Below are 18,509 nucleotides of genomic sequence, written 5' to 3'. Positions count from 1 at the left end.
CTATTCCAAAACGATTTTCGGTCAATCTCTTATAAACCTTTTCCCCGTGTATTGACAACCGAGTAGTTTGCCATTTAATAGTAAAAACACACCGCTAAACATGGACATAGCAAAGAAGAACATATTCATAACAGGCCTACCCGGCATAGGAAAAACCACCGTCATAAGAGAGATCATCCGTAAGCTTCCTCCGGACATCACCTTATCTGGCTTCCTAACAGAAGAGATAAGAGAGGGAGCAAACCGTGTAGGTTTTTCAGTAAAGACACTGGACGGTAGCAAAGGGATCCTGGCTCATATAAACATAAGCAGTGTCAGAAGGGTAGGCCGTTACGGTGTCGATGTTAACGGGTTTGAACGCACCGTTCTCCCGCGTCTCACTCCTCATAAGGCACTTTTATACATCATCGATGAAGTGGGTAAGATGGAATGCTTCTCCTTACAATTCTGTAAAGCGGTATTGAATCTTCTCAACTCAAAATCCCCCGTCCTCGGAACGGTAGCAGTCAAAGGTGGTGGTTTAATTTCAGAATTAAAAACACGGCCGGACGTCAAACTCTTTACAGTAACGAGGACAAATAGAGACACCCTGCCCGATGAGATTATGGAAACACTTCTCGCTTTTATACATTAACCAAAAACCAACCATGCCCAAGTGTGTGTAAATGCCGGATAAAAACCCTTTACGTTAGCCGGTGAAAAAAATATATTGGGAAATTATGAATCAAAGGTGGCCATAAATGACATCAAGCCAAAACGAAACACAGCCTGCCCAGCAGGTGCGTAAAGAAAAAACCGCCCTCCTATCGGTGGTCTCCAACAGCATCTTGGTTCTGGTTAAGATTGTTGTGGGATTAAGCATAGGTTCACTCGCTGTTATCTCAGAGGCAATACACTCCGCCATAGACCTCATCGCCGCAATCATCGCCCTAATATCAGTGAAAATATCCCACCGCCCCGCCGATAGCGATCATCCTTTTGGACATGGTAAAATCGAGAACGCATCAGGTGCTGTGGAAGCCATCTTACTTTTCATCGCCTCCTTATGGATCATAATTGAGGCTGTGGAAAAACTCCGGAGTCACGCACCTGTGAGAGATTTAGAATGGGGCGCATTAGTTATGCTCTTTTCTATTATCATGAATGCCGTTGTTTCCAGAAAACTCTTCCGTGTTGGGAAAGAAACGGACTCCATTGCTCTTACCGCAGATGCATGGCATCTCAAGGCGGACGTGCTAACATCTGCAGGGGTGATGCTCGCCCTCATCATCATCATGCTGGGAAATAAATACGTTCCGGGAGTGAACCTTGCGTGGCTCGATCCGGTCATTGCCATACTAGTGGCAATAATGATCATGAAAGCTGCATACGACCTCACAACGAAGGCTGGACGTGATCTTTTGGATACCCGTCTACCCTCAGATGAACTGGAATGGATCCACAAAACCATTTCAGGGTACGGCCCAGGTATAGCGGGATTCCACGATTTAAAAACCCGCAAAGCCGGCAATTTTCGCTTTGTGGAGTTTCACATAAAAGTGGATCCAAATATGACAGTAGAAGAAGCCCACTCAATAACCCGCGAACTGAAAAGAAGGATAAAAGCCCATCTACCAGCAACCACAGTAACAAGCCATATCGAACCCTGTGACGGAGATTGCACCCAGAAGTGCCTCCAGGGGTGCTTACTTTCAGAAGAGAAACGGGAAGAAAAAAGAAAGCTCATAACACGTAGTTGACAACTGTCAACGATAGTCTAAAATTACCCATCATTCGGGAAGGAGAGAAAGATGGAAGCCTTCAGGATAGGCAATTTCATAATTGCCGCCGACACACTCGAAGAAGCTCGTCTTTTTTATACGGAAGAAACGGGAGAAACAGCCCCCACGCAGGTTGAAAGCATAAGTGTGTATACAGAAATCTTAAGGGAGGGGGAAAAAGTCTTGATCAGGGATGTTATCAATAACGTGATGGACGAACGCAACGCCTGGTTGAGGATGGGCATACCATGTGACCTTCATTATCCTTTTTTAATAACCAAACTCTAGCATCTCAAGGCTAGCAGGTGGCCATTCACCTAACCAACAGTGGTTATTCCTTTTATATATCTGCTACATAGCTTTCTGTACTCCAACACACCGAGGGTAGCGTAAGCCACCATTTCCTCAGTCACATCCTTTATCACCTTCGCGGGATTTCCAGCAGCGAGTTTCCCCGCGGGAACAACCATGTTTTGCGGAACCACCGCCCCTGCGGCAACAAAGGCACCTCGCTCACACTTAACATGAGCCATAAGCACAGCCCCCATACCGATAACACAACCGTCCTCCACAAAAACATCATGCAAAACAGCGTTATGACCCACAATGCAGTTCATACCTATGATTAATCTTTCGTTGGGATTTACGTGCAACGTGGCGTTATCCTGAACACTCGTTCCCTCTCCAACTATAATTGGGCCAAAATCCGCCCGAAGAACAGCCCCAGGGGCAATGAAGCAACCACTGCCAATTTTCACATCTCCTATCAGTATCGCAGCGGGATGCACATAAGCATCCGACGCTATCACTGGTCTCTTCCCTTCAAGCTCATAAACAGGCATAATCCACACTTCCTCCCCTCATATACAGGAAATTCCCCCTCACGCATCATCATCTCTCGAAGACTTTGCGAAAGTGGTATCCATAGATAGCAAAAGTTATGGACAACGGGAAAATCCTCGGCTTAAAAATCAAGGACCAGAAGAAAAGCTTCCAGTATTCCCACCTTCCCTTTTCCTTTAAGCCGAGTACAAACATAGACTTCACAAGGGCTTCAATGTGCATCCATTTGATGTGGAATATCCTCTTCTGCCGTGGTTCAAAAACCTTCAAAAAACCTTTCACCCGCTTGTAATACATCTTCGGCATATAGAGGGTTTTCACAATTCTCTCGTACCCTTTAATCAGGGTCTCCAATCCCATCTTAGGGATGACATTCGTGCAAAAATCTGTATTATCTCCCGTCATAAACTTCAGTATCCTTCCCTCATTCTTGAGTCTCCTGTAGAGTCTCGTCCCTTCAGGTGCATTCAGTAGTCCCACCATTGCTGTTACTATATTGGACTGCATAACAAAATCGACAATTTTATCAAATATGTTGGGGGGGTCATTATCGAAACCCACAATGAACCCCCCCTGAACATCAAATCCTGCCGTCTGAATCTTCTTCACACTCTCCAGTAGGTTCCTCCTCACATTTGGATTCTTCCCACATTCCTCAAGACTTTCCACATGAGGAGATTCAATACCGACGAAGAGCGCGTTAAATCCTGCCTGAACCATGAGATCCATGAGCTCCTCATCATCGGAAACATTTATGGAAGCCTCCGTGTAAAAGGTATATGGATAATTTTTTTTCTTCTGCCAGGCAATAAGAAGGGGCATAAGATCCTCTTTCAGTTTTCTCCTGTTTCCCACAAAATTATCATCCACAAAAAATACACTTCCCCTCCATCCCAGCTTGTAGAGGAATTCCAATTCATTTATGATCTGGCGACCTTCCTTCGTGCGGGGTCTCCTTCCAAAGAGAAAGGTAATTTCACAGAACTCACAATCAAATGGGCAGCCACGGGAGTATTGGATACACATGGAGGCATATTTGCGCATCTCAGCTATATCGTATCTGGGAACGGGTGTCCTCGTTATATCGGCAAGATCATCGGTCTTGTAAATCTTCTTCGCTCTCCCCGCTCTAAGATCCTCAATAAAAAAAGGCAGGTTGATCTCTGCTTCATTCAACACAAAGTGATCCACGTCTTCAAACTCATCATAACGCACAGTGAAGAGAGGACCTCCCGCCACTGTTATCTTACCAAGCTCCTTCGCCCGACGTAAAACGTCGCGCCCGGAATGTTCCTGAATCGACATGGCACCAACAAAGACATAATCCGCCCACTGGAGATCTTCCTCCTTCAAAGGACTCACATTCATGTCGATAAGCCTTTTTTCCCACTCTTCAGGAAGAAGCGCGGCAACCGTTAACAGCCCCAGGGGGGGATGACTCGCCTTCTTGGAGATAAAATTCAGGGCATACCGGAAACTCCAGAAGGTATTTGGGTACTCAGGGTAGACAAGAAGAACCTTTACCCTATCCATCCACTTCTCTCCCACTTTGAATTCTCTCATATCACCTGAAGATCCCAGAAACCTATTTCTTTTGCATAATCAAACTGACGTCTCCAGTTCACACCCGGGTGAGTTCTGTCTATGACACTTTCACCCACAATCTTGAGGGATTCACGATCTACCCGCACAGGATGATAGCCACCTACGAGACCTGCATCAGGGGCAATTACAGGATTCCTACCCGGTAGGCAATCACAGTCAGTGGTTATCTTCAAAAGGGCATTTACGACTATTGTCCTTCCTCCTATAACATTCCAGACGGCTGCCGCTGTTTCCACAAGTCTCTCTTGGAATACCCGGTTATCCGTATCCCAAAAGATCTTAAGGGCCACCTCCGGACACAAACCGATACACTGGGCACAACCGATGCATCTTTCGCGATCGAATGTGGGATACTGACCTTTCTCACCTTGAACGGCTTGCACGGGACATATCTGACTGCAAAGGCCACAACGGGAACACTGAGAACGGTTTAGTTCAGGATGAACATCAGCATGCATCCTCTGTTTCTGGGCTCTAGAGGCAAAACCCATCGAGATGTTCTTCACCGCACCTCCGAAACCCGCTGCCATGTGTCCTTTGAAATGGGAAAATATGACAAACCCCTGCGCCCTATTCAGCACATTCCCAATTTGTACCGTGGTGAAGTGCTTGAAACCAGCTGTTATGTCTACAGTGTCTCTACCATCGAAACCATCGGCTATAATCACGGGACATCCCAGGTAGTCCTCTGTGTAACCATGCTGTGCGGCTGTCTTTAAGGCCTCTCTCCCATCCCTCCTCCCTCCGGAATAGAGGACGGTCGTATCGAAAATGAAAGATGAAAAACCCCTCGATTTAAGCCAATCCACAATTTCCGCCGCAAAAAAAGGAGGCAGGTAGCTCTGGTTTCCCCGTTCTCCCCAGTGTACTTTAATACCAACCGCGTCCCCCTTTTTAAAGGGAATATCAAACTTCTCAAGCAACCTACGAATAGCCTCCCGTCCTTCTCTCTCGTCAAGTGAAGTGGGTACGAAAAAAAACCCTCCTTCTTTAACAATCATCTTCCCAACCTATCCCTCATTGCACATGCCCTTTTATATCCCAGAGTACAGGCTTCCTCCGAATCTCTTAACGCCTTTTCCCTCTCACCACTAAGATAGTGACACCGACTTCGGGTAAAATAAGCCCAGCCGTTATCCTTTTTAAGATCCACTGCTTTACTTAGAACCTCCACGCAACGGGAATAGTTACGCCGTTGCGCATACAACCAGCCAAGCCAGTTATAAGCATTCACATTCCTGGGATTCAACTGCACAACAGCTCTGAAGTCACCTTCCGCCTCGTCATACCTGTTCTTCTTCACATACGCCACAGCCCGCCAGAAATAGGCTACTTCAAACTGCGGATCCAGGGCAATTATTTCACTGTACCTATGTATTGCACCATCTAAATCACCATCCCTGAAAAATCGATGTGCTTCGTTGAGCAGTTCTTCCTTGCCGCCGCTTTGTATTTCCCGCACCACCTTCAAAGGTCGAAATGTTCCTCGGGGTTCTTGCATTTCAGCACTTAGGAGTCGCCATTTCTTGCCGGCATATAAAAAACGGCATTTCACAATAGTACTTCCCATTTTTCCCTCAACCCGCACTGTCATAACTACTTCAATGCCCTTCTTCGTCTCACTGACACTCACTGGCAACCACGGCGTACAATCCTTTACTTCACCTATGAGTGACCGCACTTCACTACTGCCACGTATTAACTCCTCCGCCATCACAAAGGGACGAGAGCTTTTGACATACTTCAGGGCTCCATATAAAACAAGCCCAATGATAACAATGACTAAAAAAGGATAAAGACGAACGGTAAGACCGCGAGGATGAATAGGTCCGGGAACTTCCGGTGATGGCTTTGAATGTCCAATTTTTAGCTGCGACACCACTCACATCCCATGGTAAACGTGAACGCTCGATAGGTAATTAACACCGAAGTACGTAAAAACTACACACAAAAAACCAAGAACAACAACAAAAATTTTGGTATGGATACTCAACCCTACCAAACCATCCACATGGATATACCCCACGTACACCAATAAGGTGATAAGTGATCCCACTTCCTTAGGGTCCCATCTCCAGTACGCACCCCATGCATAATGGGCCCAGATTACCCCCGCTACAAAACCCACGGTGAAGAAAAATACACCCACGTTAATTGACCTATCTAAAGCACAGAAAACAACGTCCTCAAGACCAACGGACGACCTGAATCGAAAAATATTACGCATTAAATACACAATTCCCAGTATGAAGGCAACAGTAAAACCCGCATATCCAATAAGACAGGTAAGCGCATGTATAGGCAACCACAAGCCCTTTAAAGAGGGTAAAACAGGCCGCATTTCCTTGTCAAACAGGGAGGCGAATGCAAGACAACCGGCCAACAAGAAAACAAACAACGTCACAAAAAATCCTACCGTTTCTTCACTCTCCAAATCCCTCTGAAACAAATAGTAAAACATAACTGTCATTGAGAAAAAAGTGAGTGACTCATACATGCTTACGACGGGGAAATAACCCTTATGAAGTTCATAGGATTGCCATACGCGGGCAGAAAAACTAAGAACGTGTAAAGTGAGCCCAATAAATGTAACTATGCGAAACGAAGTTACAAGTGAATATTTTTCTCTGAAGAAAATAGAGAGAACACTAAGTAGCAAAGAAATGAGATACAAGCTTGCAGCGATCCTTAGAAAAAAAACATCAATCATCCCTTAATTTTCCTACCTTCTTGAGAAACTTTACCTATTAGATACCCAATTTCCCTCTCCAGCGGGATTTTGAAACCATGGGTAACACCGGAAAACACAACCAAAGTGACCCCGCTCAGGGGGTCCACATCTACATTTACTTGGATTCCAGAAAATAGAAAAGTAAAAGAAATACCCAGCACAAGAAGAATAGCACCTGCGAAGAGAAACGGCAAACCGGGATCATAAACAACCCTTATCTGATTGTAAGATCGCGTGCCTTTCCCTTCCCTTAGAGATCCATGGGAAACCAGAAAGAGATAAAACCCATCAAATTTATAGGGTCGATTCACACTCAGAGTACCCTCTTCGACTATACCTTCCCTCGAAATCGAAATCTCTGAAAGGATCTCGTTAGGGGTACCGTTTTCGTAATATGCAACATGAAAACGATCCAGCTTCACACTAAAGGGAAGGATAAACGTGTTTTCTCCTACAAATATCACATTACTCCTCTCACCCTCCCCGACAAACAACTGACCATCCAAGCGAGCAATTGTCCCTATGAGAACTCCAACTGTGATAAAAACAACTCCCAAATGGAGTACAATCTTTCCTGCTCTTGTAACAAACCCACGGCGCACTTCAAAATGGTAAGAAGCAGCCGTAGAGTTCACCTTGATGCTCCCGTACCTATAGAAAAGAACATTTCCTACAGCTTTACTGATACACTCTTCATTCTGCTCAAAGGAGATTTCCCTTCGAATAGAAACGGGGGTGTAAAAGCAACGTATAAAAGAGCGGAGAAATCTAAAATACGTTCGTTTACTTTGAAGATAATTCTTCAGCCCCAAAATCCAAAACTTTCCTGTATTATTTTAACCAAAAATATGTTTAATAATCCCTACATTTCCAAAAATATTAATTCAAGGGGGAAGTTATGGAGAGAAAGAATCTTGATGCGGTCTTCAGACCAAAGAGTGTGGCATTGATAGGAGCATCCGCAACTCCAGGAAAACTGGGCTACGACATCCTCTACAACATTATCCATGGAGGCTTTCAAGGACCAATATATCCAATCAATCCTAAAGCGGAAACAATACTGGATCTGAAAGTATACAGAGATATTGCCTCGCCCCCCGAACCACCAGAATTGGCTGTGATCGTTATTCCCGCCAAAATGGTGCCACAGGCCATTGAGGACTGCGGAAAGGCAGGAGTAAAAGCTGCGATTGTAATTACAGGCGGGTTCGCCGAAGCAGGACCGGAAGGAGAAAAACTCCAGGAAGATCTGGCGAATTTGGCCCACAAGTATGGGATAAGTGTTATCGGTCCAAACTGCCAGGGGGTTAACCATCCCCACCACAACCTCTGTGCATCTTGGCCTTTAATAACCACAAAGGGGAGAATGACCTTCGTATCTCAAAGTGGAACTGTTGGCGCTGCACTCATAGATTGGGCCAGTGAAGAACATCTGGGAGTTAGTTGTTTTGTAAGTCTAGGAAACAGGGCGGATATTGACGAAACGGACTGCATCCAGTACTTCAACGAGGATCCAAATACAAAAGTCATTGCCCTTTATATCGAGGGTGTGAAAAGACCAGAGAAGTTCAGAGAATCACTCGCCAGAACAACAAAACCCATCGTCATTCTTAAAGCGGGAAGAACAGCAAGGGGCAAGATAGCTGCGGAAAGCCATACGAAATCCTTAGCCGGTGACGATGAAATCTACACTGCCCTCTTTGAGAAGTACAGAATACATAGGGCAGACACTCTGGAAGAGCTGTACGACTTCGCTAAAGCACTGGCCTACATGGAAAAACCTAAAGGTAGAAAGCTACTCTGCATTTCCAGCTCTGGAGGTGCTGCCATCCTGGCCATAGATGAGGGTGAGAGACTAGGGTTTGAAAGCCCACCACCCAGCCCAGCCCTTAAAAAACAGCTCCGCTCTTTCCTACCACCCCACTGTGGTGTTACCAATCCAATTGACCTGACTGGCGACGCAATAACCGATCCAACCCTCTATTCTAAAGTCATCGAGGCAGCGAAAGGTCATTATGATACGAGCGTGGTTATCTTCGGAGACCCCATTCATGGTGCCTCTGAAATTGTAACAGGGAAGGACGAACTTATTGTTTTCTGTGGGGGTGCCGATGTGGAACGAGAAGAATCAAAAAAAATGCATGAAAAGGGTATTCCCGTTTTTCCCACACCGGAGAGAGCTATCAAAGCCCTATATCAGTTCTTCCGCTTCGACGAAAAGAAAAAGAAAAGAGAAGAACATGTTACACGTCCTTCAAGTTTGAGGCTACTACCATACACGGAGACTGCAGGTTTACTCAAAAAATATGAGATCCCCATTGTTCCTGCTTATGAAGCAAAAACAGCAACTGAAGCGATAAACATCGCTCGGGGTATAGGAGGTCCTGTGGCAATGAAGATCGACTCTCCTGATATTTCTCACAAAACAGACGTGGGAGGGGTGAAACTCAACTTAGGAAAATCATCTGAGATTAAAAAGGCTTACGAGGAGATGATATCAGAGGTCAAAGGTAAAGCCCCTCACGCTCGCATTTCGGGCGTCACAATCTCTCCTATGGCCGAACCAGGGGGAGTGGAAGTTATCGTTGGTGTCGTGAAGGATCCCCAGTATGGCCATGCCCTAATGTTTGGTCTAGGGGGTATCTTCACGGAAATATACCGAGATGTTAAATTCTGTTTGCTCCCTGCAAAAGAGAGTGAGTTTCGCCACATGATCGAAAACATCAAAGGACACCCCATCCTCTCAGGTTTCCGAGGTCAAAAACCAAGGGACATAAAAGCACTAATAGCGCTAATGAAAAATCTATCCCAACTCGTAAGACATCACCCTGAAATCGATCAAATAGACCTGAACCCAGTGCTTCTGTACGAAAAAGGCGCTCTCGTTGTGGATTACCGTATATACACAGGATAGACCAGAGGAACGACATGAAATTTCGGGTTTCCGAATTTGACCGGGCAGTGAAAAGGGCAATCGAAAAGCTCCCTGAAGAAATCAGAGCTAAGCTTACCAACGTAATTGTAACGGTTAAAAAAAGACCTTCAAAAAACCTACTTAGAGAATTGGGCATAGGAAAAGACAATGTACCTCTAGGTCTCTACGTAGGTCAACCCCTTAAAGAAAAGAGTTTCTTCTCACTGCCCGGTCTCCCCGACCGGATATATATATTTCAGGAACCCCTAGAAAGAATGTGCGACTCTCTCTCGTCGCTTGAAGAAGAGATCAAAAAAACTGTCATTCATGAAATAGCCCACCATCTTGGTTTCACTGATGATGAACTAGATAAACTTGGCTACAGTTAATAACTCAGTTACTCCCTCTTATTCTAAGTGGTGGAGGCTCTTTATCAACTCTCCTCATCCAGAGCACAGCAAGAACTATTACCCCAATTGCACAGATAACTTCCACAGTGTATTTTATAAACTTTGATGGACCCATGAATGATACTACAAATGGATCCGTGATGATCATTTCCCCCCCTACTCGACCAAGAACAGCAGCCCCAAGGTAGAGTATAAATGGATAACGGTCAATTAGAAGGGACAGAATACTACTCCCCGCCACGACAAGCGGTATACTCAGGGCAACCCCAAATAGTAACAAAAAGAAATTTCCCCGCGATGCACCCGCAATAGCCAGAATGTTGTCCAGTGACATGGATACATCAGCAATTACAATAATCCATACTGCCTGCAAAACTGTCTTACCCGTTTTGACTTCGATATTTTTTTCCTTAGCACTGTCCACAAGGAGTTTCCAACCAATCCAAAGGATTACAATTCCACCCGCAAGTTTCAAACCTTCGATAAGAAGCATCTGAGATGCTACAAAAGCAAAAATTACCCTCAGTGCTACTGCTGCACCCGCACCTAGAACTATCCCCTTTTTTCGCTGGGCGGGTGGCAGACACTGCACTGCCATAGCAATAACTACAGCATTATCCCCTGCTAAAATTAAATCAATAAGTGTGATACTTAGAAGAGCAACAAGAAACTCACCCGTTAACTCGATACTACCCAGAAATCCAAGATCAATCAAATTGCTGCCCGCCTTTCAACCATAAGCAATTCACTCAATCACCATGAGAAGATCGTTAACCTCAACTTCATCACCTACTTTTACGGCTATTTTGGTTATACGGCCCGTAGTGGGTGAGTATATTAGATTCTCCATTTTCATGGATTCTATGCTCATTACTTCTTCGTCTTCACGTGTCATTTCACCCTCTTTGACCATTATCTTCATGACTTTACCGGGAATCGGAGAGAGCAACTCATAACCCATTTTCCTAACCTCCCAAGTGTTTCAATGTGACAGCATAAAGTTAAGATGCTTAGGACAATGAATAAAATCGGAAAAAAACTACACCAAAAAAAGTTATCCTGTCAACGAATAATAAGCAATTTTCTGTTGCCTTTACCGAAATAAATGCATATAATACACAACGATATTTTACGTAAGTGCTACAAGCTAGTCATACGAATCATATTTTCCCCGTAGGAATTTTTTCCTCCAGTAGAATCTAACACTCCGCTACCTAGAAACTCCAGCCGGATAAAGGTCAACCAATGGAAAGAGACATATTTAAAATTGACCCCAAAAGAGGGCTTTTTACCAAGATCGAGTTTCCCGATCTTGATCTGATCGTACCTTTTGTTTGTCGTAAGTCTGGTAGGAGGTGTAAAACCTATACTCCCTACATTCCTGACAATCATCTTATCATCATAGCAAGGGATCTTCATAGAAACGAAGATGAGCTCCTCAAAACATACCGAGAACGATACCTTTCCAAATTGACCACCCATCCCCAACCCTGCCCCTTTCAGAGACACGACAACCTCTGTGCCATTTACGAACACCCACTCCGTCCCCGGGTCTGTTGGCTTTATCCTTTCTCGTTTCAAGGTGGAGATATGGAGTGTCCGGGATACGTTGAACATGTATCTGTCCGGGACATGCTAATAGAAAATGAAAAAGGTGTCGTCTTCTACGATGCCAGCTTCTGCCCTGACCTTTCCTTGAGACCCATACCAGAGTGGAGATGGAAACAATTTAAGAAAAGAATTATAAAAGCCCATCCTTGCTGGGAAATGGTAATTAAATTTTTGATGTGGAACGAGGAGAGAGTCTGCACTGCCTCAGAGTACAGCGATTCAAAAACCCGGGCAGTGTGCACATAAAAATAATCTCACCCTCACCCTTGACAATCAGACTTTCATGATTAGATTTCTTTTCGCAAATCCCCAAAGCTTGGAAATTGTCAATAATTACCTGTTATTGAGGAGGTAGTCTCTATGAAAATTAAACCACTACATGACCAGGTCCTTGTCAAACGCGTAAGCAGTGAAGAGAAAACCCCAGGGGGGATCATCATTCCTGACACGGCCAAAGAAAAACCGCAGGAAGGTGAGATAGTTGCGGTTGGTCCTGGAAAAACGGACCGTGAAGGGAAAAGGATACCCATGGAGGTGAAGGTTGGCGATCGGGTACTTTTCAGCCGATATGCCGGGACAGAGGTCAAGATTAACGGTGAGGAACATCTCATGATGCGCGAAGACGATATTCTCTGCGTGCTCGAAAAATGAAAGGGGGATGGGAAAATGGCTGCAAAAGAAATAAAATACAATGTGCTTGGAAGAGAAAAGATAATGAAAGGCGTTGATACTCTAGCCAACGCCGTTAAAGTGACCTTAGGCCCAAAAGGTCGGAACGTTGTCATTGAGAAAAAATGGGGATCTCCGACAATCACCAAAGATGGCGTTACCGTTGCCAAGGAAATAGAACTGGAAGACAAATTCGAAAACATGGGCGCACAGATGGTCAAAGAAGTAGCATCCCGCACCTCTGATCTTGCCGGTGATGGCACAACAACAGCCACAATCCTCGCACAGGCAATTTTCAAAGAAGGGGTCAAACTGGTAGCGGCTGGTATGAATCCCATGGCATTGAAACGGGGTGTTGATAAAGCAGTAGCTCTTGTGGTGGAAGAGCTCAAAAAAATCTCTAAACCTGTGAAAGACAAGAAGGAGATTACTCAGGTGGGTGCCATCTCCGCCAATAATGACACCAGTATAGGTGAGATCATCGCCGAAGCGATGGATAAGGTTGGTAAAGAAGGGGTAATCACGGTGGAAGAGGCAAAAGGAATGGAAACGACGTTGGAAATTGTAGAGGGAATGCAGTTCGATCGTGGTTACATTTCCCCATACTTCATTACAAACCCTGACAAGATGGAAGTTCGTCTAGAAGATGCCTACGTCCTTGTCCATGAGAAAAAGATAAGCTCCATGAAGGACCTCCTTCCTGTACTAGAACAGGTGGCGAGGAGTGGCAAACCCTTGTTAATAGTTGCTGAGGATGTCGAGGGTGAGGCTTTGGCGACACTCGTTGTAAACAAATTAAGAGGCACGCTTAAGTGTGCCGCAGTTAAAGCACCAGCCTTCGGCGAGAGAAGAAAGGGGATGTTGGAGGATATTGCCATACTCACAGGTGGTAAGTTTATCTCTGAGGACATGGGTATCAAACTGGAAAATGTCACAATAAACGACCTAGGTACGTGCAAACAAATTATCATTGATAAGGACAATACAACACTCATAGAAGGTGGTGGCAAAAGCGAGGACATTGCAGCTCGCGTCAAGCAGATCCGTGCCCAGATCGAGGAAACCAAATCAGATTACGACCGCGAGAAACTGCAGGAGCGGCTCGCCAAACTAGTGGGTGGGGTGGCTGTCATAAAAGTTGGAGCTGCTACAGAAATAGAGATGAAAGAAAAGAAGGCACGGGTTGAAGACGCCCTGAACGCCACCAAGGCAGCGGTGGAAGAGGGTGTTGTTCCCGGAGGTGGAGTTGCTTATATACGGGCGTTGGAAGCCCTTAAAGATGTACAACTACCCGATGAAGAACAACACGGGTTGAACATCGTAAGAAGAGCCCTTGAAGAACCACTGCGTCAGATTGCCGCCAACGCTGGATACGAAGGATCTATCATTGTGGAGAAAGTCAAAGAGGGGAAAGATGATTTTGGTTTCGATGCTGAAAGAGGGGAGTTCAGAAGCATGTTTGAGGCGGGTATAATAGATCCTACAAAGGTCACACGTCTAGCTCTGCAGAACGCTTGCTCAGTCGCATCCCTGCTCATGACTACTGAAGCCATGGTAGCGGAAAAACCCAAACCCAAAACTCAGCCAGGTATGCCAGGAGGGATGCCGCCCGGAGGAGGAATGGAGGACCTAGAGTACTAAAAAATTTGAAAAGCAGAGGCGATCGGTTAGAATACCGATCGCCTCTTTTCATTTAACGAAGTAACATTTGTTCTGCCTGCTCGATTCACAACAATGACACTCACCCTAAAGAAAAAATTTAATATTCTTCTTACAATACTTTTGACCACCAGCATATCACTGGTCCTCGCCAACGAGAATCAGCAGGAACTCTTCTCTCCTCCTCCTTTCACCGTTCGATGGGAATTGAAAATGGGCACACCCATGGTCTCTCCCATATCTCCCCAAACTAAAAAGGACTTGAGTAATAGAGAATCGTTCGGCAGTCACCTCGTAGGAATTCCCGAATATGGTGTAAATAAAAAAGAATCGGGGCAAGTATCAGAAGCGGGCCCAAAGGTGAATCTTCAGTTCGGCCGCACGGATACCACGAGACAACCACAGTTCAAAATGATCGAAAAAACGAGCAACGACAAAAGAGATAAGTCTCTGGAGGACATTATTAAAAATTACAACTCATCAGAAATGTTAAAATCATTCACCAATCTATTTGATACGGAAGTCCATCTCAACATCGAGTTCTAAACACATCAGCTCACATAGAGGCAAACTCATAGCGCCGGCCTCCCTTTGCCTTTGCTCTGTACATGGCTAGATCCGCTTTCCGCACAAGCTCATCCGCATCTTTTCCATCATCAGGAGACATAACAATGCCCACACTGGCGGCAACATTAAATTCAACGTCCCTTATCCTGTATTTATTATTAACAATTTTTAGGACTTTATCCCCCACTTTACAGGCACTTCTCTTGTCCTTTACCCCTGGAAAGAGCAAAATAAACTCATCACCACCCAAGCGAGCAACTGTATCCCTTTCACGGAGTTTGCTCCTCATTTGTAACGAGATTTCCTTGAGCAGTTCATCTCCTATATCGTGACCATAACTATCATTCACTTCCTTGAAATTATCTAGATCTACTAACATCACAACAAATCGCTCTTCAACACGCTTCACATGGGCAAGCATTTGACGCAAACGATCCATGAAAAGAGCCCTATTCGGTAAACCTGTCAGAACATCATGATAAGCCATCCATTGGATCTTCTCGGCATAGAGACGTTGCTCTGTCACATCATGAATAATTCCCCGAAAACCTGTAACCCGACCTTCCACATCCCTCACCAAACTTACCGTTACCTGGACGTACTGTTCTTTACCGTCGGGACGCATCATCTTCCAGTCCACTCTCTTTAACGTACTTCCCGTGCGGAAGACCTCATTGAAAACCTCGTATATTCTCTGGGCATCAGCTTCAGACGCAAGTATACGAAAACTCGCACCGATAAGCTCATCCCTCCTGCGTCCTGTGATTTGAATAGCGGCACTGTTCATGTATAAGATATTACCACGCAGATCCACCTCATAGTAACCATCCCCCATATTCTCAATAATACTCCTGTAACGTTCCTCGCTCAGCCGCAAGGCCTCCTCTCGTTGACGCATCTCCGTTATGTCCCTAATGGTCTCTATAGCCCCCATTAAAGCTCCCTGCTCATCCCTCAAAGGTGCAGCTTGTATCCAGATGGCCCTTTTTTTCCGCGTTTGAGGAAAAACAACCTCAACCTCCGCAATTACCGTCTCCCCTTCCCGCCGAAGTGATTGAAAAATATCTGTATCGGCAGACTCTCCAGTCCCTAAGATCAAATCTGCAACGATGTGTCTTTTGTAGCCATAAAATGGCAATGAATAATCATCCGTCCCAACTACTTGAGAAGCTGGAACACCCGTAAGCTCTTCCATAGCTCGGTTCCAAATAACAACCTTTTTCTCACGGTCCAGGACAACTGTCGCATCCGGAGAGAAATCAAGGACATTTCGCAAAAAAGCGTAGGCATCTTTTGTATGTTTTTCTGCCTTACGGCGCTCCTCAATACGACGACCTATACCAAAACGACCAATGGGTCTTTTTTCTTCGTCCCACAAGGTGGTCGTCATAAATTCAACTGGATAAACGGTACCATCCTTTGCCAGAAGATCAGCCTCGTACGGTTGAATGAATTCTCCTCTAATACCCCTTTTAAAGTTAGCTCTCACAGTATCAATACAATACGGGGCAACGACGATCGTGAAAGGTTTTCCGTAGAGCTCATCCCTCGTGTAACCCAAAAGATCCTCAAAACGGGGATTAGCGTAAGTAAACATTCCACGACGATCCACACGGAATATAAAATCGGGTGTCTGTTCTACCAGAGTCCTGAACTGAAGCTCACTTTCGCGTAGGGCGTCTTCTATTCTTTTGAGCTCCGTGATATCATGAACAATAGCGATCAAATGAACTTCGCCACCGGGCTCAAATATTCTACTCAAGCTAACAATTGTCTCAAAATCCTCGCCGTCCAGTCTTCTATGCACCCAGGTGAAAACCTGAGGCTCCCCCTCTTTAGCCCTCCTTATATACTCCAGAGCTGCTTCACGCGAAGGGCGTCCATCAGGCTGATGAGATGGAGAGAAATGTTCATAAGGTGTCTCTCCAATTATATCCTCCAGTTTGCAGCGGAACAGTTCCAAAGCCTTACGATTACAGCGGATGAAACGATCCTCTTCCATCACAAAAGCCGCATCGTTCAGATTTTCAAAGAGACTGCGAAAGTACAACTCACTCTTCCTTAAGACTAAATCCATCTCTTTCTTGAACGTCACATCTAGGGCATTACCAAGAACAGCCCTCTTACCGTTCCACGCGATTGGCGTAACGGTCTCCTGTATCCATCTAATCTGTCCCTGCTTTGTTATAACTCTGAATTCGTATGGAACACTGCTTTCTCCCCGGAGCATACGCCGGGCATTGTTCTTCGCCATTTCACGATCATCCGGATGTACCAGCGATATAGAATCTCTACCTATGAGCTCTTCAGGGACATAACCTACATAAAGGGCGGCGTTGGGGTTTAGGTACACAAATTTTCCTTCCTGGACTACGTATATCCCCGCGAAGGAACGTTCCGCTAAAATGTAGTAAAGTTGTCTATATTCATCGGAATAGTCCTGCACTTTTGTTCCCCCCTTTAAGAAAAAGCAAAAAGTTTCAGCTCTTCCCCTCTACCGAGCTCGTCTCTCCAATTCATGAGTCTTACATCCCAACGATCACTGTCATTGCGAACAATACTCAAAAAAGGAAAACACTGTTCGCTACGGATCAATTTCTCTGTTTCATCGTGACAAAAGACACGAGACCAGGTACCGGTATTAACATAGCAACTCCTCCGATCCAGAACTCTCACATCGGCATTATGTGTATGTCCGAAACATACAACTTTCACATCCAAAATATCCGCAATAACTGCGGCAATTTCTGCATATTCTTCGTCTCCTCCGCTCCTAAAGAAACGAACAAGGTTTCCCACAACCCCTTCATTGTATATGCTGGAAGGTACCCACATACTACGCAACCTTTCCAATTGCAATCGAGAAATATCAAACTGCAACGCATCAGCCACCATTCCCTCGAAGTTCAAAGCAGAGAGTCTCTTTCTATCCTCGCCAGAGAGGGGACGAATCTTCTCCACAATCCTGACAAAAGCCCTCAGGGCTTTCCAAACATTTCGGGACAGAAACAACCTAAACAGATAGCGCCTAAGATACTCCCCTATAGGTTTAATATTATCCGCAAAGGGGTTGATCTGTTCCACGGTATTGAAGAGATAACGAACGAAGAAAGAACCTGCCGGAAGGAGAATTTCCCTGGTTTGAGGAATGTATGGGTAATATGGAAAGTCAAAAGAATTCAGAGCATCGTACTGATGTCCGTGTTCGATCCAGACTGTACCTTTCTCAAAATAAAACCACGTATGAAATGTCACGTTTGACCTCAGAAAATCACACCCCATTTTTCGGGCTTTGTTTTCAAGAAACTCCAAAAACGCCCTCTTAACCTCCGGCATTGTCCATTCGATATCGTGATTACCAGCAACAACACTTAAATGATTCCCTGCAGCGAGAAATGAGATAAGAGCCCGGAAAAAACGATCATGCCCATTCATCAGTACATTGAGTTTCCACACAGTTCGGTCAGAGGAAGTACCGAGTCCAAACTCCAGTTCTGATGGACGGAGTTTCAAATCCATATCTGTAGGAATTTCCACAATCTGCAAAAAATCAACCATATCCCCTGCTATGACAAGCCGCCACGGCACGCCTAAACGACGACCCTCAGAATTCAGCCAGCAGAGAAAACGCTCAAATGCGTCATCAAAGAAGAAATCCTCCAGCCGACTGATCCGCCCTGTACTTGATTTCCATCCCTCACTCAAATGAAGATCGCTAATCACAACGATATTCATCTGCT

General features: G+C 45.1%; 19 protein-coding genes. 9 read left to right on the top strand and 10 right to left on the bottom strand.

Annotated elements, in window-relative coordinates; all coding sequences use genetic code 11:
* Positions 1 to 67: 67 nt before the first annotated feature.
* The 3 genes from N2317_04525 to N2317_04515 all read left to right on the top strand — a co-directional run bounded on the left by N2317_04525 (position 68) and on the right by N2317_04515 (position 2,048).
* The gene (locus tag N2317_04525; protein ID MCX7816762.1) at positions 68 to 634 is read left to right on the top strand and encodes an NTPase; all 567 of its coding nucleotides are present in this window, start codon (positions 68 to 70) and stop codon (positions 632 to 634) included.
* Between the two features lie 106 nt (positions 635 to 740).
* Complete coding sequence (locus tag N2317_04520) at positions 741 to 1,739, top strand: cation diffusion facilitator family transporter (GenBank protein ID MCX7816761.1); 999 nt, start codon at positions 741 to 743, stop codon at positions 1,737 to 1,739.
* 51 nt (positions 1,740 to 1,790) lie between these two features.
* Positions 1,791 to 2,048: a hypothetical protein gene (locus N2317_04515; protein ID MCX7816760.1), complete on the top strand. Its 258-nt coding sequence runs from the start codon at positions 1,791 to 1,793 to the stop codon at positions 2,046 to 2,048.
* 29 nt (positions 2,049 to 2,077) lie between these two features.
* Here the strand turns inward: N2317_04515 and N2317_04510 are convergent, their stop codons facing one another.
* The 6 genes from N2317_04510 to N2317_04485 are packed head-to-tail and all read right to left on the bottom strand — an operon-like array spanning position 2,078 to position 7,751.
* Positions 2,078 to 2,602, bottom strand: a complete 525-nt coding sequence (locus N2317_04510) for a gamma carbonic anhydrase family protein (GenBank protein ID MCX7816759.1) — start codon at positions 2,600 to 2,602, stop codon at positions 2,078 to 2,080.
* 49 nt (positions 2,603 to 2,651) lie between these two features.
* Positions 2,652 to 4,136 (bottom strand): B12-binding domain-containing radical SAM protein, encoded by a 1,485-nt coding sequence (locus N2317_04505; GenBank protein ID MCX7816758.1) that lies wholly within the window; start codon positions 4,134 to 4,136, stop codon positions 2,652 to 2,654.
* A gap of 26 nt (positions 4,137 to 4,162) precedes the next feature.
* Positions 4,163 to 5,209 carry a DUF362 domain-containing protein gene (locus N2317_04500; GenBank protein MCX7816757.1) on the bottom strand — a complete coding sequence of 349 codons (1,047 nt, stop codon included), beginning with the start codon at positions 5,207 to 5,209 and terminating at the stop codon, positions 4,163 to 4,165.
* The gene (locus N2317_04495; GenBank protein ID MCX7816756.1) at positions 5,206 to 6,087 is read right to left on the bottom strand and encodes a tetratricopeptide repeat protein; all 882 of its coding nucleotides are present in this window, start codon (positions 6,085 to 6,087) and stop codon (positions 5,206 to 5,208) included. The genes N2317_04500 and N2317_04495 overlap by 4 nt, the downstream gene beginning before the upstream one ends.
* A 3-nt stretch (positions 6,088 to 6,090) precedes the next feature.
* Positions 6,091 to 6,918, bottom strand: a complete 828-nt coding sequence (gene ccsA / locus N2317_04490; GenBank protein MCX7816755.1) for a cytochrome c biogenesis protein CcsA — start codon at positions 6,916 to 6,918, stop codon at positions 6,091 to 6,093.
* Positions 6,915 to 7,751, bottom strand: a complete 837-nt coding sequence (locus N2317_04485; protein MCX7816754.1) for a cytochrome c biogenesis protein ResB — start codon at positions 7,749 to 7,751, stop codon at positions 6,915 to 6,917. Before N2317_04485 ends, ccsA begins: the two co-directional genes overlap by 4 nt.
* An 86-nt stretch (positions 7,752 to 7,837) precedes the next feature.
* On the opposite strand from N2317_04485, the gene N2317_04480 reads away from it, so the two are divergent.
* Together N2317_04480 and N2317_04475 are read left to right on the top strand one after the other, a co-directional pair.
* Positions 7,838 to 9,853, top strand: a complete 2,016-nt coding sequence (locus N2317_04480; protein MCX7816753.1) for an acetate--CoA ligase family protein — start codon at positions 7,838 to 7,840, stop codon at positions 9,851 to 9,853.
* Positions 9,854 to 9,867: 14 nt separating this feature from the next.
* Positions 9,868 to 10,242 carry a metallopeptidase family protein gene (locus N2317_04475; GenBank protein ID MCX7816752.1) on the top strand — a complete coding sequence of 125 codons (375 nt, stop codon included), beginning with the start codon at positions 9,868 to 9,870 and terminating at the stop codon, positions 10,240 to 10,242.
* Between the two features lie 4 nt (positions 10,243 to 10,246).
* Here N2317_04475 and N2317_04470 read toward each other — a convergent pair whose 3' ends face one another.
* Positions 10,247 to 10,978 carry a TerC family protein gene (locus tag N2317_04470; GenBank protein MCX7816751.1) on the bottom strand — a complete coding sequence of 244 codons (732 nt, stop codon included), beginning with the start codon at positions 10,976 to 10,978 and terminating at the stop codon, positions 10,247 to 10,249.
* 30 nt (positions 10,979 to 11,008) lie between these two features.
* On the bottom strand, positions 11,009 to 11,224 hold the full coding sequence (locus N2317_04465) for an acetyl-CoA carboxylase biotin carboxyl carrier protein subunit (protein MCX7816750.1): 216 nt from the start codon (positions 11,222 to 11,224) through the stop codon (positions 11,009 to 11,011).
* 284 nt (positions 11,225 to 11,508) lie between these two features.
* On the opposite strand from N2317_04465, the gene N2317_04460 reads away from it, so the two are divergent.
* The 4 genes from N2317_04460 to N2317_04445 all read left to right on the top strand — a co-directional run bounded on the left by N2317_04460 (position 11,509) and on the right by N2317_04445 (position 14,748).
* Positions 11,509 to 12,120, top strand: coding sequence for a YkgJ family cysteine cluster protein (locus N2317_04460; protein MCX7816749.1), 612 nt, complete (start codon positions 11,509 to 11,511; stop codon positions 12,118 to 12,120).
* A gap of 114 nt (positions 12,121 to 12,234) precedes the next feature.
* Positions 12,235 to 12,525, top strand: a complete 291-nt coding sequence (gene groES, locus N2317_04455) for a co-chaperone GroES (protein ID MCX7816748.1) — start codon at positions 12,235 to 12,237, stop codon at positions 12,523 to 12,525.
* A gap of 15 nt (positions 12,526 to 12,540) precedes the next feature.
* On the top strand, positions 12,541 to 14,184 hold the full coding sequence (groL, locus tag N2317_04450; protein MCX7816747.1) for a chaperonin GroEL: 1,644 nt from the start codon (positions 12,541 to 12,543) through the stop codon (positions 14,182 to 14,184).
* A gap of 93 nt (positions 14,185 to 14,277) precedes the next feature.
* Positions 14,278 to 14,748: a hypothetical protein gene (locus N2317_04445; GenBank protein ID MCX7816746.1), complete on the top strand. Its 471-nt coding sequence runs from the start codon at positions 14,278 to 14,280 to the stop codon at positions 14,746 to 14,748.
* A 10-nt stretch (positions 14,749 to 14,758) separates the two neighbouring features.
* Here N2317_04445 and N2317_04440 read toward each other — a convergent pair whose 3' ends face one another.
* Positions 14,759 to 17,215 (bottom strand): PAS domain S-box protein, encoded by a 2,457-nt coding sequence (locus N2317_04440; protein MCX7816745.1) that lies wholly within the window; start codon positions 17,213 to 17,215, stop codon positions 14,759 to 14,761.
* 14 nt (positions 17,216 to 17,229) lie between these two features.
* On the bottom strand, positions 17,230 to 18,504 hold the full coding sequence (locus N2317_04435) for a metallophosphoesterase (GenBank protein ID MCX7816744.1): 1,275 nt from the start codon (positions 18,502 to 18,504) through the stop codon (positions 17,230 to 17,232).
* Positions 18,505 to 18,509 lie beyond the last annotated feature (5 nt).

The organism is Syntrophales bacterium (assembly GCA_026417625.1).
Lineage (GTDB): Bacteria > Desulfobacterota > Syntrophia > Syntrophales > UBA8958 > JAOACW01.
Note: the sequence above shows the minus strand (reverse complement) of the source record. Positions and strands in the feature narration are given on the sequence as shown.